Origin of the sequence: Brenneria goodwinii, assembly GCF_002291445.1 — a bacterium.
Lineage (GTDB): Bacteria > Pseudomonadota > Gammaproteobacteria > Enterobacterales > Enterobacteriaceae > Brenneria > Brenneria goodwinii.
Genome location: NZ_CP014137.1, coordinates 3,127,361 through 3,154,338 on the forward strand (window position 1 = coordinate 3,127,361; position 26,978 = coordinate 3,154,338).

Annotated in this window: 16 protein-coding genes, 1 tRNA gene and 1 pseudogene; 9 read left to right on the forward strand and 9 right to left on the reverse strand. The window is 51.9% G+C overall.

The features are described 5' to 3' along the window. Positions 1 to 62: 62 nt before the first annotated feature. The 5 genes from ACN28R_RS13955 to ansP all read left to right on the forward strand — a co-directional run bounded on the left by ACN28R_RS13955 (position 63) and on the right by ansP (position 5,534). Positions 63 to 683 carry a TetR/AcrR family transcriptional regulator gene (locus ACN28R_RS13955; RefSeq protein WP_048635955.1) on the forward strand — a complete coding sequence of 207 codons (621 nt, stop codon included), beginning with the start codon at positions 63 to 65 and terminating at the stop codon, positions 681 to 683. 184 nt (positions 684 to 867) lie between these two features. Next, positions 868 to 1,482 carry a TetR/AcrR family transcriptional regulator gene (locus tag ACN28R_RS13960; protein ID WP_095834712.1) on the forward strand — a complete coding sequence of 205 codons (615 nt, stop codon included), beginning with the start codon at positions 868 to 870 and terminating at the stop codon, positions 1,480 to 1,482. Between the two features lie 49 nt (positions 1,483 to 1,531). Beyond that, positions 1,532 to 2,209 (forward strand): type 1 glutamine amidotransferase domain-containing protein, encoded by a 678-nt coding sequence (locus tag ACN28R_RS13965; RefSeq protein WP_095834713.1) that lies wholly within the window; start codon positions 1,532 to 1,534, stop codon positions 2,207 to 2,209. 38 nt (positions 2,210 to 2,247) lie between these two features. Further along, positions 2,248 to 3,666, forward strand: coding sequence for a coniferyl aldehyde dehydrogenase (locus ACN28R_RS13970; protein WP_095834714.1), 1,419 nt, complete (start codon positions 2,248 to 2,250; stop codon positions 3,664 to 3,666). Positions 3,667 to 4,067: 401 nt separating this feature from the next. Continuing rightward, positions 4,068 to 5,534, forward strand: coding sequence for an L-asparagine permease (ansP, locus tag ACN28R_RS13975; RefSeq protein ID WP_095834715.1), 1,467 nt, complete (start codon positions 4,068 to 4,070; stop codon positions 5,532 to 5,534). 44 nt (positions 5,535 to 5,578) lie between these two features. On the opposite strand, the gene ACN28R_RS13980 is transcribed toward ansP, so the two are convergent. Next, positions 5,579 to 7,732: an ornithine decarboxylase gene (locus ACN28R_RS13980; protein ID WP_095834716.1), complete on the reverse strand. Its 2,154-nt coding sequence runs from the start codon at positions 7,730 to 7,732 to the stop codon at positions 5,579 to 5,581. A 658-nt stretch (positions 7,733 to 8,390) separates the two neighbouring features. On the opposite strand from ACN28R_RS13980, the gene ACN28R_RS13985 reads away from it, so the two are divergent. The 4 genes and pseudogenes from ACN28R_RS13985 to ccdB all read left to right on the forward strand — a co-directional run bounded on the left by ACN28R_RS13985 (position 8,391) and on the right by ccdB (position 9,856). Continuing rightward, a tRNA-Phe gene (locus ACN28R_RS13985) sits at positions 8,391 to 8,466 on the forward strand. 331 nt (positions 8,467 to 8,797) lie between these two features. Beyond that, positions 8,798 to 9,250: pseudogene (locus ACN28R_RS13990) on the forward strand (tyrosine-type recombinase/integrase); the annotation flags it as partial. Between the two features lie 79 nt (positions 9,251 to 9,329). Continuing rightward, positions 9,330 to 9,548, forward strand: a complete 219-nt coding sequence (ccdA, locus tag ACN28R_RS13995) for a type II toxin-antitoxin system antitoxin CcdA (protein WP_015855076.1) — start codon at positions 9,330 to 9,332, stop codon at positions 9,546 to 9,548. A gap of 2 nt (positions 9,549 to 9,550) precedes the next feature. After that, positions 9,551 to 9,856: a type II toxin-antitoxin system toxin CcdB gene (ccdB, locus tag ACN28R_RS14000; protein WP_095834717.1), complete on the forward strand. Its 306-nt coding sequence runs from the start codon at positions 9,551 to 9,553 to the stop codon at positions 9,854 to 9,856. Between the two features lie 138 nt (positions 9,857 to 9,994). On the opposite strand, the gene ACN28R_RS14005 is transcribed toward ccdB, so the two are convergent. The 8 genes from ACN28R_RS14005 to ACN28R_RS14040 form a co-directional block, all read right to left on the reverse strand. Next, entirely contained in the window at positions 9,995 to 11,038 is a 1,044-nt protein-coding gene (locus tag ACN28R_RS14005; protein ID WP_095834718.1) for a methyltransferase, read from the reverse strand. A gap of 51 nt (positions 11,039 to 11,089) precedes the next feature. Beyond that, positions 11,090 to 12,145: an HlyD family secretion protein gene (locus ACN28R_RS14010; protein ID WP_236840138.1), complete on the reverse strand. Its 1,056-nt coding sequence runs from the start codon at positions 12,143 to 12,145 to the stop codon at positions 11,090 to 11,092. 45 nt (positions 12,146 to 12,190) lie between these two features. Then, positions 12,191 to 13,210: an NADP-dependent oxidoreductase gene (locus ACN28R_RS14015; protein WP_048635980.1), complete on the reverse strand. Its 1,020-nt coding sequence runs from the start codon at positions 13,208 to 13,210 to the stop codon at positions 12,191 to 12,193. A 70-nt stretch (positions 13,211 to 13,280) separates the two neighbouring features. Beyond that, positions 13,281 to 13,904 (reverse strand): hypothetical protein, encoded by a 624-nt coding sequence (locus ACN28R_RS14020; protein WP_095834720.1) that lies wholly within the window; start codon positions 13,902 to 13,904, stop codon positions 13,281 to 13,283. After that, the gene (locus ACN28R_RS14025; RefSeq protein WP_095834721.1) at positions 13,901 to 15,496 is read right to left on the reverse strand and encodes an MDR family MFS transporter; all 1,596 of its coding nucleotides are present in this window, start codon (positions 15,494 to 15,496) and stop codon (positions 13,901 to 13,903) included. The genes ACN28R_RS14020 and ACN28R_RS14025 overlap by 4 nt, the downstream gene beginning before the upstream one ends. Next, on the reverse strand, positions 15,493 to 19,563 hold the full coding sequence (locus ACN28R_RS14030) for a non-ribosomal peptide synthetase (RefSeq protein ID WP_095834722.1): 4,071 nt from the start codon (positions 19,561 to 19,563) through the stop codon (positions 15,493 to 15,495). Before ACN28R_RS14030 ends, ACN28R_RS14025 begins: the two co-directional genes overlap by 4 nt. Before the next feature lie 83 nt (positions 19,564 to 19,646). Further along, positions 19,647 to 25,136, reverse strand: a complete 5,490-nt coding sequence (locus ACN28R_RS14035) for a type I polyketide synthase (RefSeq protein ID WP_095834723.1) — start codon at positions 25,134 to 25,136, stop codon at positions 19,647 to 19,649. Between the two features lie 35 nt (positions 25,137 to 25,171). Continuing rightward, positions 25,172 to 26,971: a non-ribosomal peptide synthetase gene (locus tag ACN28R_RS14040; protein ID WP_048635985.1), complete on the reverse strand. Its 1,800-nt coding sequence runs from the start codon at positions 26,969 to 26,971 to the stop codon at positions 25,172 to 25,174. Between the last annotated feature and the right edge of the window lie 7 nt (positions 26,972 to 26,978).

Consider the following 26,978-nt stretch of genomic DNA (forward strand, 5'->3'; position numbering starts at 1 on the left):
GCGAGCAACGGTAATGAGGTCTGGAACGTTTCAGCTCGAAAATGCAATAAAATGAGGTCTATGTGATTGAAAGGAATAATCAACTGACATCGACGCGGGCACGAACCCGTCGCCTGCTGCTCGATACTGCCGTGAGGATGTTTAACCAGGGCATATTTCCCTCAATTACCGACGTCGCCACCACGGCACAGGTTTCACGCGCCACAGCCTATCGCTATTTCCCGACGCAAAGCGCCCTGGTTTCCGCGGTTATCGACGAGAGCCTTGGCCCGGTTCTCGCCTGGAATCCAACGCAGCCAGATGCCAAACAACGGGTTGCCGAACTATTGCAATTCGCCTATCCGCGAATGCTGGAACATGAAGGCGCTTTACGTGCGGCGCTATTGCTTTCTCTCCAGCAATGGGCAGATCGTCGATCCAATCGCCCTCACAACGAAAAGCTGGAACGCGGTAATCGTAAACGCCTGCTAAAAATAGCCACTGAACCATTGGAAGGGAAAATCCCGGCGGAATCCCGCCAGCGTGTTATTCATGCTCTGTCTCTGGTTTATGGTTCGGAAGTTTTTCTGGTTTTAAAAGATATCTGGGATCTGGATGACGATGCCATCCAGGACGTAACCCAATGGGTCGCCAAAGCCATTCTGCGTCAGGCGGAAGAAGAGGCGTCAATAAGCGGAAATTAACGCCCCAAAGAGAAACAAGCAGCGTCCTTAATAGTAGGAACCCGCGCGACCTGAAACGCCATTCAGTACCTTTTATTTTCAACAATCGCCGCTCTGCTGCACACCGGTGGCCAAGATACGTCGTGTAACAAACCGCTCTCGCAATTTTGTAGACGACCGGTCTATTATTATATATGATGCGCACATGAACAAAACACATAAAGCGGAACTCACCCGCCAGCACATCCTCGATACCGGTAGGAACCTGGTGCTGAGCAAGGGTTTTATCGGCGTGGGTCTGAAGGAAATACTCGACACCTGCGAGGTGCCCAAAGGCTCCTTCTATCACTATTTCTCGTCTAAGGAGCAGTTCGGCTGCGTGCTGCTGGAGCAGTATGTCAGCGATTACCAACGGCGGCTGGATGTCCTGTTCGCGCCCGGCGCCGGCAGCGGGCGCGAACGCCTGATGCGCTACTGGACGGCGTGGATCGACGATCCGGAACTGGGCGGCTGGGCCGAACAGTGCCTGGTCGTCAAGCTGGCGGCCGAAATCGCCGATCTGTCCGAGGACATGCGCCAAATCCTGTGCGATGGCGTAACGCGACTGGTATCGCGCATTGGCGAAACGGTGGCGGACGGCCAGCGCGACGGCTCGCTACGCCTGGCGCTGACGTCGGAAGCCACGGCGCAAACGTTGTACCAGCTGTGGTTGGGCGCGGCTCTGCTGTCTAAGCTGAATAAAGACAAGGCGCCGCTGCGACAAGCATTAGCGACGACCGAATTGCTGCTCGTTCCGACAGGAAATAGCGCCGGCATTTGATGGCGCCGGTACGTGCAGCTCACTGAAACTAAATTTAGGAATCCTTGATATGAACATATTGATCGTTCTCACCTCACATGACCGCCTTGGCGACACCGGCAAGAAAACCGGTTTCTGGCTGGAAGAATTTGCCGCGCCTTATTACGTATTCAAAGACGCCGGCGCAAAACTGACGCTGGTTTCGCCGTTGGGCGGTCAGCCGCCGTTGGATCCCAAGAGCGACGAACCGGAAGCGCAAACGGCCGCAACCGAACGTTTCCGTAACGATCCGCAGGCGCAAGCGGCGCTAGCCAACACCGGCAAGCTGTCCGATGTGCGCGAGTCTGATTTTGACGCCGTGTTCTATCCCGGCGGTCACGGCCCGCTGTGGGATCTGGCCGAAAACGCCGCGTCGATCGCGCTGATTGAAGCCTTCGATCGCGCCGGTAAACCATTTGGACTGGTCTGCCATGCGCCGGGCGCACTGCGCCGCGTTCGCGCCGCCGACGGTCAACCTTTGGTCAAAGGACGCAAGGTCACCGGCTTCTCCAACAGTGAGGAAGAGGCGGTGCAGTTAAGCAAGGTGGTTCCGTTCCTGATTGAAGACGAATTCAAGCGTCAGGGCGGTCTGTATGAGAAAGGCGCCGACTGGCAGCCGCACATCGTCACCGACGGTCATTTGATTACCGGGCAGAATCCCGCCAGCTCTGCAGCGGTGGCCGAAGCCATCATCAAGCAGCTGTCTTGAGCGATTATTTCCCCTTTCAACGCTTTTCGGAGTCGATGATGAATTCCCCCGTTACCGCCGCAACACTGGCCGCCACCGTGGCCGCGATGAAACAGGCCCACATTCAGGATGGCCCGGCCAGTGTCGAACTGCGCCGCGACCGCCTGAACCGCGCCGTAAAACTGCTCACCCGCCACCACAAGGAACTGGTGGCGGCGATCGATGCCGACTATGGTCATCGCAGCCCTTATCAGACCCTGTTGGCCGACGTGCTGTCTTCCGTCGCGACGTTGCAGAACGCGGCGGAAAATCTGGAGCAATGGATGCAGGCTGAAGAACAGCCGGCGCCGGGCCCCGGTATGCAGGCTCGCATTCAGTACCAGCCGCTGGGCGTGGTCGGCATCATCAGCCCGTGGAACTTCCCGCTCAACCTGGCCTTCAGCCCGCTGGCGGGCGTATTTGCCGCCGGCAACCGCGCGTTGCTCAAACCGTCCGAGCTGACCCCGCGCACCGCTGAGTTGCTGGCCGACCTGATCGCCCGCTATTTCGATCCGCTGGAACTGACCACGGTGCTGGGCGATGCCGACGTCGGCGCCGCCTTCAGCGCGCAGGCGTTCGACCACCTGGTATTCACCGGCAGCACCGGCGTCGGCCGTCATGTGATGCGCGCCGCCGCTGAGAACCTGGTGCCGGTGACGCTGGAACTGGGAGGCAAGTCGCCGGTGGTTCTCGATACCGATGCCGATGTGCGGGTGGCCGCCGAGCGCGTGCTGACGATCAAAACCTTCAACGCCGGTCAGATTTGCATTTCCCCCGACTATGTCATGCTGCCTGCAAGCGCCCGTGACGCCTTCGTCGAACACGCCCGGCATTTCATCGCCCGGACGTTCCCGACGCTACAGGATAACCCTGACTATACCGCTATCGTCAGCGATCGCCATTTCCAGCGCCTGCAGGGTCTGCTGGACGATGCGCGCGCCAAAGGCGCCACGGTCATCGGGCTGGAGCCGGAAAACGAAACGCATGCCGATGCGGCGACCCGCAAATTAGCGCCGACGCTGGTGCTTGACGCCACCGACGAGATGCTGGTGATGCAAGAGGAGATCTTCGGGCCGATCCTGCCGCTCAAAACTTATCGTAACGTTGACGAGGCGCTGGCTTACATAAACGCCCATCCGCGTCCGCTGGCCGCCTACTATTTCAGTCAGGATCCGCAGCGTCAGCAGCGGTTTAGCGTGCAGACCACTTCCGGCGCGCTGGTGATCAACGATGTGATGACCCACGCCACGGTCGAGAGCGTACCATTCGGCGGTGTGGGCGCCTCGGGAATCGGCGCTTATCACGGCATCCATGGTTTCCGCCGTTTCAGCCATGCCAAAGCGGTCGTGGTACAGAGTCCGGGGGGTGAATACAATCTGCGCATGCGCGCGCCCTATGCCGACGGCCTGGCGGAAATCGAAAAACTGCTGGCGAACTAAATCAGGATCGACGGGCTGTGGTGCGTCACAGCCTACAAAATGCCCCGTGGCAACGTCGAAGCACATTTGCATGCGACGATTGCCCGGCGCAATCCATTCCCGCCGAATTTCCCGCTTCCCTATCAGGTTATAAACGCATTTTTTGCTACCTTTGCCAATAAAAGGTAGCATCACCGCCGTTCTTTAACGCTATGTAGACACATTTATAAGAAACCACGGATGCGGTATAGCCTATTCGGGTGCAAAAATACTCATTGCTATACCCTTCATTTTTCAAGCTGCATCGATAGTTGGCTTCTTTTATTACCCGGCTCATCCCTGAGCCTTGATGCAACGCGAAATCTATTGGGTAGATACGTCATTCATCGCAAATGAATGATTGACAGGAATACAGGTAAGTAATGACTCAGAGCAAAAAAACCGGCAGTGGAAATGATATAAACCAAAGACGTTGGCTGGACTCGCATGAAACAGGCTATCACAAGGGATTAGGCAATCGTCACGTGCAGATGATCGCCATTGGCGGCTCTATTGGTACCGGTCTTTTCCTTGGCGCAGGCGCGCGGTTACAGATGGCGGGGCCGGCGCTGGCGCTGGTCTATCTGACCTGCGGCATCTTCGCTTTTTTCATACTGCGCGCGTTGGGCGAACTGATCGTCCATCGCCCGACCAGCGGCAGCTTCGTCTCTTACGCCCGTGAATTTTTCGGCGAAAAAGCCTCTTATGTGGCGGGCTGGATGTACTTTCTCAACTGGGCGATGGCCGGTATCGTCGATATCACCGCGGTGGCGCTTTATATGCATTACTGGGGCACCTTCGCCGATGTGCCGCAGTGGGTATTTGCCTTGAGTGCTTTATCGCTCGTCACCTTGATGAACCTGATCGGCGTAAAGTGGTTTGCCGAAATGGAATTCTGGTTCGCGCTGATCAAGGTCGCCGCCATTTCGCTGTTTCTCATCGTCGGGACGGTCTATCTCGGCATCGGCGCGCCGCTGGACGGCAACCAGACCGGTATGCATCTGATTACCGATAACGGCGGAATTTTTCCGCACGGTCTTCTGCCGGCGCTGGTGCTGATTCAGGGCGTGATCTTCGCCTTCGCCGGCGTTGAAATGATCGGCATCACCGCCGGGGAGTGTAAGAATCCGGAGACCGTGTTGCCTAAAGCCGTCAATAGCGTTATCTGGCGTATCGGTCTGTTTTACGTCGGTTCGATTATTCTGTTGGTATGCCTGCTGCCGTGGAACGCCTATCAGGCCGGACAGAGCCCTTTCGTCACCTTTTTCAGCAAGCTGGGCATACCTTATATCGGTACGATAATGAACATCGTCGTGCTGTCCGCCGCCCTTTCCAGCCTGAATTCCGGCCTGTACTCCACCGGACGGATTCTGCGCTCTCTCTCGCTAGGCGGCTCCGCGCCCGCGTTTTTGTCGAAAATGAGCTCGCAGGCAGTGCCTTACGCCGGAATATTGATGACCGTAAGCATCCATATTGTCGGGGTGTTCCTCAACTACATCGTGCCGTCGCAGGTATTTGAGATCATGTTGAACGTTTCCTCGCTGGGCATTCTCTCCTCCTGGGGATTTATCATCGTCTGCCAGATGAAATTGCGCAAAGCGATCCGCCAGGGCAAGGCCGCTCCCGTGACCTTTAAAATGCCCGGCGCGCCGGTCACCTCCTGGCTGACGCTGGCCTTTCTGCTGGGGGTGCTGGTGCTGATGGCGTTCGATTACCCGAACGGCACCTGGACTATCGCCGCCACGCCCATTTTGGGGTTGATGCTGGTCGCGGGGTGGCTGAGACTGAGGAAGCAGAAGGCGACACCTCGTCCAGCCGAAGCGCGGGAACAGGAATCGGCCGCCATCTGACGGCCTATTTGATATAAACAGGCCCGCAACCGGGCCTGATGTTTTTAACGCTCAATCACGTAGCCATAAAGACGTTTACTGCCGTCTTCCTCAGCCACGCTGTAAACGCCCTGAAGCTCAGGCGAAAATCCCGGCAGCAGATTGATCCCGGCTTCCAGCGCCAGAAAATAGCGCTGCACCGCCCCGCCCCATACTTCACCCGGCACCACGCACAGCACGCCCGGCGGGTAAGGCAACGCGCCTTCCGCCGCGATACGCCCTGCGATTTGCGCTATCGGCGCCAGCTCAATGTTGCCGCGCACAAACTCACGGTTGGCATCTTGCGGCAACATCACCGCCGCAGGGAAATCCGCTTTGCGGAACATCGCTTTTTGCAGATCCTTCACGTTATGGCCGGCATAAAAATCATGCATTTCCTGACACAGACGACGCAGCGTGTAACCGCGATAACGCTGCACATATTTCTGATACAGGCTGGGCAACACGTCACTCAACGGCGCATCCCTGGCGACCAGCCGTTCAAAATGGACGATAGCCTCCACCAGGCGCTGCATCTTGACGCTGTCTTCCGCCGGCGTCAGCAGGAACAGAATCGAGTTCAGGTCGCACTTTTCAGGAATAATGCCATGTTCGCGCAGGTAATTGGCCAGGATGGTCGCCGGAATGCCGAAATCGGTGTATTCACCGCTGACGGCGTCAATTCCCGGCGTGGTTAACAATAGTTTGCAGGGATCGATAAAATATTGGTCCTGCGCGTAACCGTCGAACGAGTGCCATTTTTCGCCCGGCTCAAAATTGAAGAATCGCACATCATGGGCAATGATGTCCGTGTCGTGATCCTGCCACGGGATCCCCGCCACCGTCGGCGGCACGAACGGCTGAATCAAATCACAACGCGCCAGCAGCTGTTTACGCGCTTCGATGCCGGTTTTCACACACTCCAGCCACAGCCGGCGCCCGCTGGTGCCCTCATGCATTTTGGCATTCACATCCAGCGCGGCGAACAGCGGATAAAACGGGCTGGTAGACGCATGCAACATAAAGGCGTTGTTAAAGCGCTTATGATTACAGAAACGCCGCTGCCCCTTGATGTGGGTATCTTTTTTATGTATCTGCGACGTCTGGGAGAAGCCCGCCTGCTGCTTATGCACCGATTGCGTGACAAAAATCCCCGGATCGTTTTCGTTCAGATCCAGCAACAGCGGCGAGCATTGCTCCATCATCGGGATAAACTGTTCATATCCCACCCAGGCGGAATCAAACAGAATGTAATCGCACAGATGGCCGATACTGTCGACCACCTGACGCGCGTTATAAATCGTCCCGTCGTAGGTGCCAAGCTGGATCACCGCCAAACGGAACGGACGCGGTTCATCGGCCCGTTCCGGCGCGACTTCGCTCACCAGATTACGCAGATAGGCTTCATCAAAACAGTGCGCGTCTACCCCGCCGATAAAGCCAAATGGATTGCGCACGGTTTCCATATAGACCGGCGTCGCCCCGGCCTGGATCAACGCGCCATGATGGTTGGACTTATGATTGTTGCGGTCAAACAGCACCAAATCGCCGCGCGTCAGCAGGGCGTTGGTCACTACCTTATTGGCTGCCGACGTGCCATTCAGCACAAAATAGGTTTTATCCGCATTAAACACGCGCGCGGCGAATTTCTGCGCTTTCTTGGCGGCGCCCTCATGAATCAGCAGATCGCCCAGCTTCACATCGGCATTGCAAATATCCGAACGGAAAATATTTTCGCCGTAAAAATCAAAAAACTGTCTTCCAGCCGGATGCTTGCGAAAAAACTGACCGCCCTGATGCCCCGGACAGGCAAAAGTGGTGTTTTCCATTTCGACATACTTGACCAGCGTATCGAAAAATGGCGGCAACAACGTGTCTTGATAACGCCGCGCCGCGCGTTCCAACACCTCGGCATGGTCGCCTTCGTCGTCCAGCAGCAACCAGTCGCTGCCTGTCGGCAACATTTCGGATAGTGAATCGGTATTATCCTGAGCCACAAAAGCCGGAATGGTAAAACCGGTATGGTGTAATATCGACAAGATCCCGCTGCGCGCCTCCTCAAGGGAGACCACGACCGCAGCCACATCGGTAAAATCAGTCTGACTGAGCGCAACAATTTCACGTGCAGTGATTAAACGGGCGGCAACCGCAGAATTAGCCGCAATTTTTAACTGTTTCATTTAACCAAACCCAAACGGTTAAGGATGAGTGTACGTGCCCGGAAGACACAGCGCAGGGATAACAATCCCGACCAATCACAATGCCAATCAGCAACGGCAAGCGCATGATCCCTACAGTTACTACTGTAGGTTAAGAATGGATAAACTGGGGTCAGCACCATCCGATAGACATCAGTAAAATCAGAGCGACACTCTATTTTTAATCATGCCTAACAGCGAGCGTACGAACGCCTCACCGCATGGTGGCGAAGGATAATCGAAGAGACGGCAAAAGGCGGCTGGAACGAGAAACGTGCGACGCCATCATCAAAGATCCGGCGCAGTCATTTTGCACCAAGAACCATGAATCCGACATATCAGCAGCCCTCTTTAGCCACGGGTGAATAGGGAGTTCAAGCGAACAGGAAGTTAAAAACCGCGCAATATTGGCATTATTTTCCACCGAATTCAAGAAATGGACGGCCTTCATTTTGTCTCCAATCGTGACATTTCGGCGCAAGACAGCGCTACGGAGAGAAACTAGCGCAGGCTGATTGCCCAACTGCGTAATAGAACCCGGCATACAGCACGGCGATTGCCTGAAAATAGAGCAAGCACGCGCGTTTGTGACAGAAACACGTTGACGACACGCGGCCAATACGGTTTAATGCGCCCCGTTGCCCGGATAGCTCAGTCGGTAGAGCAGAGGATTGAAAATCCTCGTGTCCTTGGTTCGATTCCGAGTCCGGGCACCACTTATTTAAAGAAACCAGTCTGGCGGCTGGTTTTTTGCTTTCTGGAATGCGGACTCGTCGTCGAACTGCGTTCGATTACTCGCCTCATCCATGAGGCTCGCCCCGTTGGGGCTGGCGCTTACGCGCCATGCAAAAACGCTCCCGGCGTTTTTGTCCGAGTCCGGGCACCACTTCTTCTTTTTTATGCCTTCCTATGAATTCCTATGTTGTTGCAATTCAACAGGTTGGGGTAGAAAGTCTTTCTGATACATTTTGATTTATCCCTTCGTATCCGGAAAATTTGGGGTCAGATTGCGGGTCGTTCAGTTCGATGAACGAAGGAGACCCTCACATGGCCCTGAATGACAGTAAAATCCGCTCAGCCAAATCCCGCGCAAAATCCTACAAACTTTCCGATTCGCAAGGTCTGTACCTGACGGTATCCGCCAGCGGCGCTAAGCTATGGTATTTCCGCTATCGCCTCGGCGGTAAAGAAAGCCGTCTGGCCTTTGGCCCCTACCCTCAAACTTCACTGGCGGAAGCCCGCGAAAAGCGCGATGCGGCTCGGAAGCTTCTGGCGTCCGGTACCAGCCCTTCTCAGCTTCGCAAGACGGATAACACCGCCGTTGATGAATCCCGCACCTTTCAGTATGTCACTCTGGCATGGCACACCAGCAGCCTTAAGCTCTGGTCGGACGCGCACGCCGAGAAAATCCTCATCTGCCTGAAACGCTACGTTTTCCCCGCGATCGGCGCGATGGATATCGCTCTGATTGAGACCCGGCATCTGGCGCAGTTGGTTAGGTTGGAGTTCAATCTTGGCTAATTGCTGAACAACCATGCTGAGTATATACTCAGAGTATACATAGAAGAGGAGCACTATCATGAAACACCGCGTCAGCGTTACCGTGGACAAAGACAATTATCAGGTTCTGAGTGCTGCCGGAGTCAATATTTCCGGTCTGGTGAACGATGCCATTGGCAAAGAAGCCCGCCGTATCAAGGCTGAAGAGTGGAAGAAGGAAAACCGTGAAGGAATGGAGGAAGTCGCCCGATTTATCGCGCAGAATGGCTCCTTTGCGGATGAAAACAGGAACTGGTGATCATGCAATTCATTGTTTATAAATACAAAAGAGCCAGTCACTACAAAATGTTTGTCGATGTGCAAAGTGATATTATTGAGACGCCTGGGCGGCGAATGGTCATTCCGTTCATAGAGTCACATCACCTGTCTGAGAAAGTGAATAAAGCGCTGTTCCCCCCGATCCGCATCAACGGCGAAAATTATCGGCTGATGACCACTGAATTATCGAGCGTTCCCGTTGAGGTCATTGGTGAAACTATCGCGGACCTCAGCAACTGCGCGGATGAGATCAAAAATGCGATTAACCTTATGCTTTGGGGGATTTGAAAGGTATTCAGTGTATTCGAGTCGAGCCTTATATAGCCGTCTCCCTCAGGTGGACACATCCGTATGTCGAAATAGCGCTAAAGGCTAGCGGCTCGTTTTACCGGGATACTGACAAACTCACCGACAGTGAGTTGCCGTTTATTGATGGTTCGGCAGAACCAGCTCAACGACCGTATGGTTAGTGGCTATTTTCCTAAAGCCGGCCATATGTAAACCACTCATAGCCGCCAACTCATTTATTTTTTCTAAAGTTCTATGCCTGGTGCCATCCTGGCAAATAACTGACTGGAAAAGCGCATTAAAAAGCAATTTTGGCGACAATTCATTTTCATCAAGCAAGGGTTCAATGACTAAAACAGTGGATTTATTTTCGCTTTCACTAATGGCTCGCTTGACTTCTTTTAAAATAGAAAGACAAGATTCATCATTCCAGTTATGAAGAATATTTTTAATCAAATAAACATCATAACCAGCAGGAATATCATCAAAAAAACTACCTGCGGTAACTTTTAATCTACTTTTAACGTCAGTAGGCAAACTCTTCCAGCTATTTTCACTTCTTGTACAAACATCTTCCCGATCAAACAAGCACCCGATCACATGACTATTTCTTTTGATTATTTCCGTAAGGATAATTCCGCTCCCACCACCGATATCAATAACTTTATTCACTGTGTTAAATAACCCCTCATACTCCTTTGCTAACAGAGCGCCTACGGGACGCGATAAATCGCGCATAGCAAGATCATAGACCTCAGAGCGTTGATTAGATTTACTCAGATAGCTATATAGATTTTCACCAAATACATGAAGAAATCCAGAGTCTCCGGTCATACAAGTATGCATTAATCCATCGAACCCCCGATAATACTCATTGCCAAACAGTCGACAGTAATTACGCATGGATTGTTCTTGGTCAGAAAGCAGTAGCTGTGACATCTCGGTATTCATGATTGCCCCATTACTTTCAATTTTGAAAAAACCAAAAATCGTAAGCACTTTAATCAGGTCAAACAGGTTTTTTTCATTACAATCACACTGCTTAGCCAGGCTGGATATATCCGTTCCCGATGGCGAGATTTTATCAGCAATTCCTATTTCCGCTGCCACATATAAGGCTTTCGCTGCCAGCGGCATTATCATAATCTCCATCACTTTTTTAATTCCAGAATTATTAACCATCATTACTCTCTATGAATATCAGTCTAATTAAGAGGTTTGTATACATATACATTATCCTCGCGTATCTACAGTTACGGTGGCGGACAGGCCGCTATCTATCTGCTCCGGGTGATCAAAAATAATTTTTACCGGAACTCGCTGAACAACCTTGGTGAAATTCCCGGTGGCATTATCTGGCGGCAATAAAGCAAAAGTTGCCCCTGTGGCTGGTGAAAAGCTGTCGATCCTCCCGTGAAAGGTTTTCCCTGGGTATGCGTCAATCGTCACCTCCACAGGTAATCCTTTTCGCATCAGCGCTTTCTGAGTTTCCTTGAAATTGGCGCTGATCCACGGGGCATTGCCGGAAACAATGCTGGCGATAGACTGTCCCGCCTGCACCATCATCCCCACTTGCAGGCTACGATTGCTAATGACGCCGTCGATCGGTGCGGTAATTCGGGTATAGCTTAAGATTAACTTTGCCTGTTCAAAATTTGCCTGCGCTTGCTCCACGTTGGCTTTATTCTGTTCTATCTCGCTTTGCTGAACCTTAAGCTTATCGCTTTGGGTTTTCAGACTGGCTTGCGCCTGGTTATATTTCGCCTCGGCAACTTTGTAACCAGACAGCGCATTATCCATATCACCCTGTGAAACATAATTTTTTTTCTGCAAAATTTGGAAGCGAAGATATTGTTGACGCGCATACTGCAAGCTGGCGGCAGCGGAAGCTACGTCGCTGCGAAACTCATCGATGGTGCTTATCTGCATTTGATAAGTCGCCTGAGCATTGGTTAATGCCGCACGGCTTTGTGCCAGCGTCGCCGCCGCTTTTTGCAACGCGACGACAAATTCCCTGTCATCCAATTGCGCCAGCAGATCTCCTTTTTGAACCGGGTGATTATCCTGGATCATGGAATTGACCACCACCGCGCTGACGCGAGCGCTAATATTCGTAATATCGGCCTGTACATAGGCATTATCTGTGCTTTGAAAATAACGCCAATAAAATAGCCAATATAAAAACCCAGCCAAAATTAGTATCAGGACCAGTAAAAGAACTATTTTCCTTGTGTGCTTCATCGCTAATTCCAATGGTCTGAATGACAACATGGCAAGACGTAAAACCATTCAGACTAAAAACAGTTTATATTATGTGCAACAGTGGATGACTGGTTAGCACATCCGTATTAATTGTTTGCCTAAATGTTTTCCGTCTAATAAATCAATAAATGACTGTGGTGCATTTTCCAGTCCATCAGTTATCGTTTCCCGATATTTCAACACCCCCTTCTCTACCAAATCCAATAGGAACGCATCCGATTCGGCATAATCCTTGAACCATTCGGTTACCAGGAAAAAACGATTTAATGGGGCATCGGGCAGAGAAGAAAAAAAGTTCGCAGGACCGGAGGTATCAACGTCAGTACCTTTATTGTAATTGGCGGCATTACCACAAATTGGCACTCTGGCCCCTTCATTCAGCAATTTGGCGACAAAAAGTGAAACGCGCCCGCCAACGTTCTCAAAATAGATATCGATCCCGTGTGGACATGCATCGCGCAGATCCTGGTTAAGATCGGCAGTCTTATAGTTAAGGCAAGCATCAAAACCTAACTCCTCGACAACATATCGGCATTTCTCATCACTGCCGGCCAATCCCACGACGTGACAACCAGCCAGTTTTCCGAGTTGCCCAACCACTGAACCGACCGATCCAGAAGCGGCGGAGACTACCAAGGTTTCCCCCGCTTTAGGTTTTGCGATTTTGTTTAAACCGAAATAGGCCGAACGTCCCGGCGTGCCGACCACACCAAGAAAAATGGAGGGCGGCAATGACGTAACCGGCAAACGATTAACGATGAAATTTTGCTTATCACCGACATAATATTTTTGCCAACCGGAGATAGTGAAGACAAGATCGCCGACATTAAAGAGGGGATTTTGCGATTCAACAATTTCACCAATGGTCTCTGCCGGGATCACTTCCCCGAGTTTGATCGAGCTCACATACATCGTGCTTTTATTGAGCCGCGGACGAATATAAGGATCTATGGATAACCATCTGTTTTTGACAAGAAACTCCCCGGGACGCAATGGTTTTAATACGCTGGACTCCAGCCTGAAGTTTTCCAGCGTTGCAGCACCATCCGGGTGGCTGTTCAATACGATTGATGCATTCTCTAACTGACTCATGTCGTTCCCCATTTTAACCGCGTATGAAAGTATTTCCTGTGCTGGCGACCGTTAGACCAGCTAGCCTGGCTCAACGGCCATTTTTGCGTAAATGCGACGTCCAGCGATATTTCGGCCAGTAAAAGCTAAACAGCACCATCAGCAAGGTCAGCGGCCAACCACCCATAAAAATCATCGAATCAACAGATAAATCTTTTCGCGTTGATAGTGCATATACCCCTATGGCTTTCAGAAGGAAAACCAGGATCCACGTCACAGACACTTCATGCCAAACCCTGACGTACTGCGCAGTGCCGTAGACAGGGATGTTTTTCAACCCCGGCATCGCCTGCTCTGCCAGTGTTCGGATCAAGGGTCTCCCCGCCAGGGAGTAGCAGCTGAAGACCACAACCACGGAAAGCGCGCCGCTCACCGAAAGAAACACATTTTCTTTTTTGATGGCGAACGGGGCGTAGCCATGTAAATACAGGTAGTGGCAAAATCCTGATACCAGAATCAATGCGATCACCGACAACGAACCACTGCCTTTATTCATCACCTCGGCCGCAGCGGAATAAAGAACAGTGGCCAATAACGCAAGGCCGGCCCCGTTTCGCCAGAAAACAATGTTATAAAGCAGGATCGGAACAATGATGGTGATGAACGCATCGCGCGATAACAGGTAGTGCCAGATGGTCATAGGACGTTGATTCATAGCTTTTCTTCTTTTTTTTCCAGCAAACGAAAGTCGCGAGAAGAAAACATAACAAGCAACGCTGTTGCCAACATCATTCCGCCCATAATCAGAAATAGATCGTTAAATGCCATGATCTCCGACTGGCGAGTGATCTTCTTGGCTAGCAGCGCGAAAGCCGTGCTTTTGACGCTCATGCTATCAGCAGCCAAGCCGGCCCCGATAAGCAGCGCCTTGATATCACTGAGATATGCAGTAAAAGCATTGCTGCCGGAAACCAGCGAGGTCTTGATGATATCGACATGCGTATAAATTCGTGTGATGAAGAACGTACTCAGGATCGCGGTGCCGCAAGAACCGCCCAGACAGCGAAAAATATTGATCAGCACCGCCGAGGAAGCGCTGTCCTGTTGTTGGACATTGCGAGTGGCCAGCAAGGAGAGCGGCACCATGATAAATGGCTGCCCTAAGGCACGGATCAGCATGGACCAGGCCATTTGCGGGCCGGCAAAATTACTGTCCATCGCGCAATCCATAAAAGCGCTGACGGCTAACCCAATAAACCCGATGAAGATCAGGTACTTTGGGTTATAGCGCTGAATAAGAAACGGAATAAACGGCAGAATGACCAGTTGAGGAAACCCCATCCAGATCACCACCGTACCGATTTCAGAGGCGTTGTAATCATGCACCACCGCCAAGTAATACGGCACCAGAAATAACGTGCCGTAGATAGCGACGCCCAACATGGCGAAAATCACGATAGCACACGAAAAATTGTAATCGCGGAAAAGCCGGAGATTGATAAGCGGCTGAGGATGCGTCAATTGGGCATACATAAATATGATGAAGCTAATGGTCGAAATGACCGCCAACACACATATCATGTTTGATTCCAGCCAGTGTTCTTCCCCGCCTTTTTCCAGAATAACTTCAAGTGTGCCCAAACACAGCATGACGGAAAAAATGCCGACAAAATCCCCGCGACGAATGATGTCCCAATTGATGGCTGGGTATTTTAAGGCATAGTGAATCGCGCCCCAGGACAGCACAGCGGGAATAGCGTTGATATAAAATATGGCGTGCCAAGAGAAATTATCGGTCAACCAGCCCCCCAACGCCGGGCCTACCGCAGGGGCGAAAGTGCCGATAATGCTAAACAGCGACATGCCCAGAGGCCGTTTTTCCAATGGCAGAATTTCGATAATCAGACGAAATGAAATGGGAATTAACGCTCCCCCGCTAAACCCCTGCAACGACCGAAACACAATCATGGAGCTCAAATTCCATGCGACAGAACAGAGCAGCGATGCCCCCAGGAATCCGGCGATACACCATAATGCATAGCGGCCCGTTCCCAGGGCTTGGCAAAGCCAACCGCAAAGCGGAATCGCCACGATCTCAGCAGTGAAATAAGAGGTCATCAGCCACGAACTATCATTCATCGTCGCCGAAAGCGCGCCCTGGATTACTTTCATCGATGAATTGGCGATCTGGATATCCAGAATCGCCATAAAACCGCCGATCAATCCTCCAATGATGGCGCACCATTGACGACCGGAGACCTCGGTTTTGACGATAGACTCGGCAGTCGTCGTCAGAACGGTACTCATAGGAGTACCTTACGTAACTGACTGGCTGTATGGCTGATCAGCGGCATACTCATCATCGAAATGTGATTGCCGGGCGTTGGTATTACCGTCAGCGACCCGCCAGCTAAACGCGCCCAGCCGAGTGCGGGAGCATCTGGCCGGATACGATCCGGCAGAATTTCCTCCGCTTCCACAACCACGATATTGCCGGCGTATTCTTTTCCCTGATAGCGATCGGTAGCAGAAATATGCGCCTGCAGAATCGTCAGAAAATGTTGAAAATGTGCGATATCGATATTGTCCGGAACCAGTTTCGCCCGTTTGAACTCCTGTAGGAACAGCGCTGAGCGCTGTGCTGGGGTCATCTCGGCCAGCGCCGGAGCGGCAATGGCGAATGACGTTCCGGTAAAGCGTTCCACCTTACGCGCGAAATAGGCCAGCCGCTGGTATTCATCCATCTCAGCCGCGTGGTCAACTTGTACCAGAGGCGCCGGTTGATCCAATATCAATACCGTCGGCGCTCTCCCGCCGGCCCGTTGTAGCTGTTGGGCCATTTCGAACGCGATGGTGGCGCCCAAAGACCAGCCGCCCAGCACCAGATTCTGCCGTTGTGCGATCTCCGGTACCTGCCGCAGATAAAATGCGGCCAACGTTTCGATATGGTGGTTGTAGTCCTGATCTTCACTGAAATTTGCCACCTGAAGACCGTAAACCGGATATTCAGCGCCCAGCTCATTCGTCAGCGGGTAATAACACAAGATGTTGCCACCTGCCGGATGAATCATCAGCAAAGTCGGCTTGCTCTGCGCCAAACCGGGATTAAGCATCACCAGCGACAATGATTTTTGCGGTTCTGCCTGAGCCAATACCGTCGCCAACTGACTAACGCTGCTGTGCTCAAACAGTTGACCTATTGACAACGACGTGCCGAATTGTTGGTTTATCTCAATAACCAACTTCAACGCGGTGATTGAATTTCCCCCCAGATTGAAAAAGTCATCCCGCGTATCCACCTGCTCGCGTTGCAGTACACGGCAATAAATATCATGTAAGCGTCGTTCCATGTCGCCTTCCGGCTGCTGAATCGCTTGAAGCGTGGTGTCGTCAGTGAACGGCAAAGCGGCATAGTCAACTTTACCACTGGCCGTCAGCGGCAAAGACGCCAGCCAGACCCATTGATCCGGCTGCATGTAGTGCGGAAGTTTGCTTTTCAGGAACGCTTGCACTTCCCCTTCGCACGCCTTTTCCTGGCCGCAACAATAAGCCACCAGCCGGTTTTCGCCCTCACCGAGCTGCCATTGCTTTACAGCCGCTTGCACGATCGCCGGCTGCTGCTGCAATACGTTTTCTATCTCAGCCAGTTCCACACGGTAGCCGCGCACTTTCACCTGGCGATCCAGCCGCCCCAGAAACTCAAGATTTCCATCCGGCAACCAGCGCCCCTTGTCCCCGGTGCGATAAATTCGCTCGCCGGCCAAATAAGGATGGGGGATAAAATGGGCGCGGTTCTGTTCCGCCAAACCAATATAGCCTGCAGCCAGATGCCCCCCGCCCAGACAGATTTCACCAGGCTGGCCAATCGGGACTAATTGCTGGTACGCATCCAAAATCAGAACGTGGCTGTCCGCCAGCGGCTTGCCTACAGGTAAATAATCGCTCGCATCGATTAGGCTATCGGGCACCGTATAGGTCGCAACGCCGACGGTACATTCCGTCGGGCCATAGTGATTAACCACCCGGCAAGTGGCCCCTAATTGGCGTATGCGTTTAATCAACGATACCGGCGCTCGCTCGCCCCCCAGCACCAGAAGATTGCGCGGCAATAATGCGCCGGCCTGTGGCGAAATCAGCAGTGCGGCCAGATGCGTCGGCGTTATTTTCATACAATCCAACGGATTATCCTCCAGATAGGAGAATAATGTCTGAGGGTCATTAAGTTGCTGAGTGCTTATCACTTCCAGTTGCCCCCGGTTAATCAACGCCGGGAACAGCATGGTGTGCGCCAGATCGGTGGTAAAGGCAGAAAACATGCCGTATCGCGCGCCAGCCGGCTGATCGAGCACGGGTGCGATCGCCTGACAATAGCGGCTTAGCTGCTCATGGTTTACCCTGACGCCTTTCGGCCTGCCGGTGCTGCCGGAGGTGTAAATAATGTAGGCGGGCGCGTCCGCGGCCATTGTCGATAATTGCGGATCATCGCCAGACAGCGAACCGTCGAGTTGATCGACCGAAATAGTGGTTCTCGAAATTTCGGGCGAGTCAGAATCGACCAGGACAAGACGTACCGCGGCATCCTGCAAAATAAAATCGACCTGTTCCGCTGGCAGCGCGATATCAATAGGGACATAGCATCCCCCGGCTTTCAGTACGGCCAGCAATGCAACAACGCAGAGTTCGCTTTTGGCCATGTAGAGAGCGACGGACTGTCCCGGCAACAAGCCATTTTCCAGCAAACGGTTCGCTAAACAATTAGCCTGTTCGTTAAGTTGCTGATAGCTCAGAGCGCGTCCAGCGCAACGCACCGCCAGCGCCCCTGGAGCCGACGCCTCAACCTGACGTTCAAATTGTCGGTGCACCGCCATGGGTGCGGTGTCGGGCGTCCGCCGGCATCCGTTCAATAATTGAAGACGCTCGGCGCGACTCACCAAAGAGAAGTCCCGTACCGCTAACTGCGGCTGTTCGACGAACGCGTCCAGCGCCGAACAAAAATCACTCAGCATTCGCGTTATCGTGCTGCGGTTAAACAAGTCGGAGTTATAGTTCATCGTCAACATCAGGCCGCTGTCGGTTTCCTCTACCCACAGGTTCAGATCCAGTTTCGATACGCCATAGTCGACTTTCAGCAGCTGATAAGTGAACAGCCTGTTGTTATGAAAATGTGGAAACACCTGATAGGTCAGCGCCGCCTGAAAAAGCGGATTGATTTGCGGATTGCGGATATAGGTAATTTTTTCGAGAATATCATTGAGTGGAATAGCCTGATAATGCTGAGCCTGTTCGCTCTCCTCACGGGCGCTATCGACAATTTCCCGCAACGTCGCTTGCGGGCTGACCTCAAATCTCAGGGGCAAGGTATTCATAAACAACCCCATGAGATTCTGTGTCTCGGGCTGATTACGATTAGCGAAAGGCGCGCCAATAATAATCTGCTGTTGGCCGCTGTATTTATGTAATAAAAGCGTATAGGCCGCCATTATCATATGGAACGGCGTGGCGCCCAGCTGTGCGGCGCCCATTTGCAAGCGTTGGGTGAGATTATGGTCGTAATGCCGGCTGACCATGCCGCCCCGGGTGCTCATTTTAGGCGGCCGCGGACGATCGGTCTCGATCTCAAGCACGCCTTGCACGCCATCGAGTTTTTTAGCCCAATGCGCCAACCCTTGCTGATATTCGTCTGTGGCGTACCACTGCTCCTGCGCTAACGCATAATCGGAGAATTGCAGGAAACCCTCGGTCTGCAGCGTCTCGCCGTGAAGCAGACGGAAATACGTCTCCATAAATTCTTTAAAGAATAAGCTGACCGTCCAGCCATCAGAAATAATGTGATGGAATGTCAGTAGCAACACGTATTCATGGTGATGGGTTTTAATCATCCGCCAATAGAACAGCGGCCCACGGGTCAAATCGAAATGACGAAGCCCCTCCTCACGCGCCACCGTTTCTACCCATTCGTCCCGTTCATCTTCCGGCAGAGACGACATGTCGTCATATTGGAAATTGAACAGCGGTTCATCGCTCACGCATTGGCATACCTCGCCCTCCACCACGTTGAATGAAGTACGGAGAATGCTATGTTTTTTGGTCAGATGGCGTAGCGTTTTTTTGACCACCTCCGTGTCGATATCATTTTCAAAGCGGCAGGTGATGGCATAAGGATTGTTGTACGCTTTACCATCATCAAGGTACTGATCAAGCACCCAAATGCTTTTTTGGGAACCGGTCACCGGGAAATTTCTCCTGGCGGACTCGGCGCTTTGTTTTATGATCGCTCCGGGAGCGGCAACCGTTGGCTTTTTTTTCTCCCTGGCAATTTTTTTCAACTCAGCCAGGCTCAATGATTTAAGCTCGGCGCTATTGGTTTTAGTCATCATCCAATCCCTTTCATGTTTTGATTAAACATGTTTGCCCTTGATGGTTTCCCTCAGGCATATGCCTGAGGGTTGCGGGGCGATTAGTCCTGAAGCAATACTTCAAGCTCAGCGAGGATCAGCGTCGACAAACCCTTAACGGTTTGATCCTGATAAAACAGATCGACGCGAATATCGATTTCGAAAATACTCGATACCGTCGACACCACCTGCACCGCCAGCAGCGAGTTACCGCCAAGCTCGGTGAAGTTGTCGTTTACGCCAATGCCTGAAATGCCGAGAGTCGATTGCCACACCTTGACGATTTCTTTCTCAATATCATTTTCCGGCGCCACATATTCCACAGACAGTGCCGGCCGAATGTGGCCATCAGCGGCTTGTTCATCGATGTTGTCCAGAACGGCGATATCTTGATCCGGGATTGCCTCATAGATCAGCTGGCTAAGATCGCTGGTCACTATCACCAATTGTTCAAATTCCAGATGCGAGAGTTGACGTTTCAAAGCATCAAGCCCCTCATTGAACAAGATATCCTTGTCGGACAGATCGACCTTCACCGCGGCGGCGGCCGCATTGAAGGTCTGTTTGGCCACTTGGTTATCCTCGGTCATTTTGATCAACGTGTAATTTTCGAGGGTCAATAGCGGCATGCCAGTGGACGAGAAGAAGACAATATCCATCGTAATGGCGTTGTCCTGCGGCTGGTAAGGACGTTTCAGTTTGATGTGGGCATAGCAATCCGCGCTCAGCGGCGCATGGTAGGTTATCTTGCCATAGCTGATCGGCAGGAAGTTTTCCTTGGATATATCGTTAAGACAACTGATCGACGTGGCGTCGACAAGCGCTGGATGAAATGGATAACGCGCGAAATCATCAAGATAGGCATTATCCATCACCTTATGCAGCAGCCATTCATTTTTTCCTTTGAGAATGGATTGGCTATTATTCCAGCGAGAACTCAATGATAAGAAAACCTCTCCCGTAATCGCGTTGATAAAATCACGATCCAGAGATTCGCATGCTAAATCCACCGTACAGCGTTGGCGAATGGCATTTATCTCAATCGGTGTGCCGGCCAGGGTATTCTCTGCTTGTCCAACAGTACCCAGCGCATGCTCATCCCAACCTAAATCCAAAACCCCTCGACTTCTTAAGCTGAATTTATAACCGTTGCTCTCCGAAGTAACACGCAATTGCAGCATCCGCGGCCAGCCATTTCGGTAAATAACAGGTTTAGACAGCAAAAGGTTTTTTATCTGAAGATGTTCCTGCGATTTGAAAGTACTCAACCATTCATACAAGATTGATAAAATCGTTGTCCCCACTAGCGTAGGTTGTTGCGACAAGCGGTGTTCATCAATAACCCAGTCTTTCCGCACCGCCAGATTGACCTGATAAATTTCTTGCATTCCCTCCTGACTGACCAGTGTTAACATATCGTCGGCAACGTCTTTAAATGCCGAAGATTTCTTATTATTCTTCTCTTCTAATTGTTTTGCCCAGCGAACAGCCATACCGATGTCGCCCCATTTACCCCAGTTGAGGGAAACCGTGCGGCCTGAGCGGCGCTGGTTACGATAATGGGCGAAAGCGTCCATAAACGCATTGCCTGAACAGTAATCAATGCGCGCCTCATCGCCGACGATTGAAGTAATTGAAGAGAAAAGGATAAAGAAATCCGGCTGCTTATCTTGAAGCAGCTCATCCAATATCAAGCTACCGATAATTTTCGGATCCATTACTGCGGCGCAATCAGCATCATTTTTCAGCGGGATAATGCCGCCACCGGCAATCCCCGCGGTATGGAAGACGCCATCAATGCGAGCGAATCCAGACAGAACATCGCGCATGCCGTCATAGTCGCAGACATCAACCTGAGCAAGGTGTACGGTGTTGCCGCGCTCTTCCAGCCGCAAAATCCCGGCAATTTTTTCGCTGACCGGATCGTCCACCGGATGCTGTTGCCCCCAGGTGAGCCACTCGTCGCGCGGCGGCAGTGCAGAACGATAGGTCAGGATCAGCGTCGCGTTGCTGACCTCTGACAAATGGCCCGCCACCAGCATGCCCAGCCCACCTAAACCGCCGGTAATCAGATAGACGCCGTCATCCTTAAACTCCGCCGCCAGACCCGTATCGTCTTGTTTCAGGTGAACAGACTGATAATCTTCCTCCCAACGGTTATGCCCGCGATAGGCCACCAGATTGCCATGTGTATCAATATGGCTTTCGGCAATCAGCTGTTGGGCGATATCATGAGGCTCGGCGTGAGCGAATAAATCCACATCCACCACATGACACTGCACTTCATGGTACTCGTGATAAAAGACGCGCGCAGGCCCAATCACCAGCGCTTTCTGCGGCGAATACAGCTGTTCCTCCGTTACGCTGAAAATATTGTTTGTCACAAACAAGAGGCGCAGGCCTTCCAACAGATTCTCGCTCACCAATGCCTGCTGTAAATAAAGCGGGCTGTAAAAGGCATCGATCTGCAACACGCGGCGATCGTCGGTAAACTGTGGTTCCGTTTTGTCGGCAGACAGGTTCCACAGATTGATAATGCGGGTTGGGCGCAATTCTCTATTTTTTATGTCTTTCAACAAGCGGAGATGGTCTTCACGACTGGCGGGATCGATCACATAACTGCCGCCGGCCAAATCTTCCTGATAGTGAGTGCCGCGCCGAACCGTCAAAACCTGCTGTCCAGTTGCTACCAACTGCCTTTGAATATGCTCGGAGATAGCCATGTCATCGACGAACAGCAGCCAGCATTCAGAATTGGGATCGACACGCCCACCCACCATAAACCGGGCCGGAATGGTGCACTTCCAGGCGGGCATGTAAAACCAATCGCCGATATCCGCTTTTTTACGTTTGCGGGCGCTGAGGGATTTAGCGTCTTGCCCTTCGCCGCTCTGCTGTAGAGCCGGCAATTTAAACTCTTTGCGTTCGAAGGGATAACCAGGCAACGGTAACCGGCGGCGATGTTCACCGCTGTAAAAATGCGTCCACGAGACTTCAACGCCATTCGCCCACAGACAGCCTAACGAGGTCAGCAAATATTCCGCCGTGTGCTCCACATCTTTCGCGCCGGGCAACGAGGAGTAAATCAACGCGTTCTCGCCCGCCTTGAAATGCTGCTTGGCGGAGGACTCCAGAGAGCGCCCTGGCCCGACTTCCAGGAAGATATAATTCTGGCGCGCTTCGGACATTAATGTTTTGAACGCATGAGAGAACAGCACTGGATTGCGTACATGTTTCACCCAATAATCGCTGCTCATGGCCAGATCATCGGTGATCCAATCCCCACTCACCGTTGACACGAATGGGATCTGCGGAGCATGCAATTCAATGCCTTCAATGACCTTTTCGAAAGCCGGCAGAACAGGCTCCATCATGTATGAATGGAACCCATGAGACGTATCCAGGTGCTTGCAGAAAATATTGTTATCTTCCAACTCCCGCTGGAATACCTCAACTTCAGCCAAATCGCCGGCCACTACGCACAGCCCCGGATAATTCACCGTGGCGATTTCCAGTTTCCCGCCCTGCAATTTATGGCGCAGCGATTCCTCGTCCATCAGTACCGCCAGCATGGCTCCGGCCGGCAACGCTTGCACCAGTTTTCCGCGCAAGGCCACCGCCCGCAGCGCGTCCTCCAGGGAGAATACGCCGGCAATGCAGGCCGCGACATATTCGCCGACGCTGTGCCCAATCATCGCATCAGGTTTAATGCCCCACGACATCCATAACTGAGCCAGACTGTATTCCACAACAAATAACGCGGGTTGCGTAAATTGCGTTTCATTAATAAGGGCGGTTGTTGAGCTATCATCATCCTGAAAAATAATCGTCAGCAAATCCACGCCCAGGATCGGCTCCAGATAACGACAGCAGCGATCCATCGTTTCGCGAAACACCCGATAGTCGGCGTACAGCTCACGGGACATATTGATGTATTGGTTGCCCTGACCCGGGAACATGAACACCACGCTCTTACGGTCTTTGCCGGTGGTTGAAATAACGGCGGATGGCTGTTCCAGTTTTTCCAGTAAGGTTTCCCGATCTTTCCCCACGACTACCGTACTGTGAGAAAACTGCTGACGGCCGACCTGTAGCGTGTAGGCGACATCGGCCAGGTTGGCGTCCCCATTCTTCAGCAGAAAGTCATGCATGCGTTGCTTCATGGCATCCAGCGCGGTTCGGCTCTTGGCAGAAAACGGCAGCATAATCGGGCCATTGTGCGCATCGCCAGGCTGCGTTTTCGGCGGTTCTTCAAGAATAACGCAGGCGTTAGTGCCGCCTACGCCAAACGAGTTCACCAATGCACGATGTGGTTGGTCTGAAGCCTCAAGCTTGCACAATGTGGTATTCATAACAAACGGGCTGGTTTCAAACTCGATATGAGGATTTGGCGAAATATAATTCAGCGAAGCAGGAAGCATCCCTGTCTCCAGAGCCAACGATGCCTTGATGAAGCTAGCCATGCCGGAAGCGGCATCCGTGTGCCCAATATTGGTCTTTACCGAGCCGAGGCGGCAATATTGCTTTTTGTCGGTAAATTTTTTGAACGTTTGGTCCAGCGAAGTGAACTCAATAGGATCTCCCAGCGCGGTAGCAGTACCGTGCGCTTCGACAAAACTGATGGTTTCCGGGCTGACTTTCGCGTTGTCGAATACCTCGGTGGCTACCGCAATCTGTCCTTCAACACCCGGCGCGGTATAGCCCGCTTTCAGGCTGCCGTCATTATTAATCGCCGAGCCTTTCACGACGGCGTAGATATGGTCACCATCGCGCAACGCGTCGTTCAAACGTTTCAATATCACGACGCCCGCACCGCGACTGAATATCGTGCCATTGGCTCGGGAATCAAAAGCGTAGCAATGCCCGTCGGCAGACTCCATCCCACCTTGCATGTACTGATACCCGCGACGTTCCGGCGTATCGACCGAGACGCCCCCGGCAACAATGAGATCGCTTTCACCGCTCAACAAACTATTGATGCCTAACACAACAGCGACCGTAGCGGTGGAACAAGCGCTTTGCACATTAACGCTGGGCCCTTTTAAGTTCAGCTTGTAGGAAACCCGCGTAGTGACATAGTCCTTATCGTTGTTAGTCACCACAGAAGTGCCGCTGACGTATTTGTGTACTTCCGGATGTGAGTTGACTTTGCTGAGATGCCACGCGGTGCCGGTACCGCCGAATACGCCGACTTTTCCTGGATAGGTGGCTGGCACATAGCCGGCATCCTCAAAGGCATGCCAACTGCACTCCAGGAAAACCCGGTGCTGCGGATCCATGATCTCCGCATCGCGCGGCGTGATGTCAAAGAAGTTGGCATCAAAATATTGCGCGTTGCCCAAAATTCCCCGCCGGGGAATATAGTTTGGCGAGGAGATCATTTCCTCTTCAATACCGCTGGCTCGCAGTTCTTCTTCAGTAAACGTGCTGATCGTTTCCACGCCATCCAGCAGGTTTTTCCAGAACATTGCTTTGTCTTCTGCACCAGGGAAACGAGCAGATATCCCCACAACGGCGATATCCCTATCATTGAATGTTGCTTGATCTTTCATCTATACCTCACCATATGTAATACAATTAAAATGAATTATTTCTTTTTACCTGAGATCTCAGCGTGTTTTTCAACAATACGTTGACTCAGCATCTGTACCGTCGGGTATTGGAATAAATCCATAATTGATACAGGTGTAGAAAACTTGTTTTTTATTTCCCTATGTACCTTTGCCATCAACAGTGAATTACCGCCGGCATCAAAGAAATTATCCTTCGTAGATAGCTCTTTATTATTTAATACGGACTTCCAGACTGAAATTATTTTCTCTTCGACGTCTGCATTAATGTTGTTTTTTATTTCCTCCAAGACTCGCTCCTTTTTATTTTCGTATGAATGAAGGTTAGATTTATCTATCTTGCCATTAGGATGAACAGGCATTTTATCCAGTCGAATAAACCGGGTCGGCAGCATATAAAAGGGTAAGGACTTCGCCAGAGAGGTCTTAATTTCTTGGACATTCACAGACGACGGATGACGAGCGACATAAAATGCCGATAACGTCGGCATTTTATTTTGCGGATGCAGCTCCACAATAACCGCAGCATGCGATATCTGTGGTAATGCCTGTAAATGCGTTTCAATTTCCGCCAATTCAATTCGGTGACCGCGCACTTTTACCTGATCGTCAACCCGACCGATAAAAACCAGCACATCGTCATCAAGCCGCTTAACCAAATCACCCGTTCGGTACATTTTATCGCCGTTCCCATGGGAGAAGGGATCATGGACAAAACGCTCATTAGTCATCACCTCGGCATGCAAATATCCTTTGGCCAAAATATCCCCGCCCAGATAAAGCTCACCACAGGCGCCTGCCGGAACGGGTTCAAGCGCTTCATTCAATACATAGGCGCGGGCGTGTGGGATCGGTCGACCGATGGGAACAATCCCTTCCCCTTGCCCGGCTAGACACGGCCAGTAACAGGCAAAAATCGTCGCTTCGGTTGGCCCGTAAAGGTTATGAATCTTTCCGGAAAACTGCCGGCTCAGATCGTCCACCAGGGTCTGCGGCAACGCTTCACCGCCGGAGAAAAGATGCCTTAAAGTCCGGCAATCTCCCACAACGTTCGCATCGGCGATGACACGTAACGCCGTGGGAACGAACTGCGCCACAGTGACCTGGTGGCGGCGGATAAAGTTTGCCATTAACTGGGGATCGTATTTCATTTCTTCATCGCTGAGCGCGCAGCTTGCGCCCACCACCAACGGCCAAAATATTTCCCAGACCGAGACGTCAAAACTGAAGCTGGATTGGCTCAGGACTACGTCGTGCTGACGCAGATTGAATGCGGTCTGCATCCATTCCAGGTACAGGACAACGGTGCGATGACTAACCATTACCCCTTTCGGCTTGCCGGTAGACCCAGAGGTATACATGACGTAGCAAAGGCGATTGTCACTAACTTGCGGCAATTTCGGCGCGACGGGCTGAGTGAGATCCAGCCGCGTAATATCCAACCACTCGCAATCGGGCGATGCCGCATTCAACGTCTGTTCCGGTACGCTGTCCGTAATAACCCATTTCGCGCCGGCATGGCTTATCATGTACGCAAGGCGTTTCACCGGATAATAAGGATCCAATGGTAAATAGCAGGCGCCAGCCTTTAATATCCCCAATAGGCTAATAACAAGATCTACACCTTTATTAAGGTAGACGCCAACAATATCCCCAGGACTGACCCCACGACTAATTAACTCCCCTGCTAATGCATCAGTATATTGATCTAGCTGTTTATAGGTCAGTACATTTTTTTCACACCTTAACGCGACCAAATTTGGCGTGCTATTACTTTGCTGCTTAAATTTAGCATGAAGAATTTTTTCAGATGCCACGATCTGG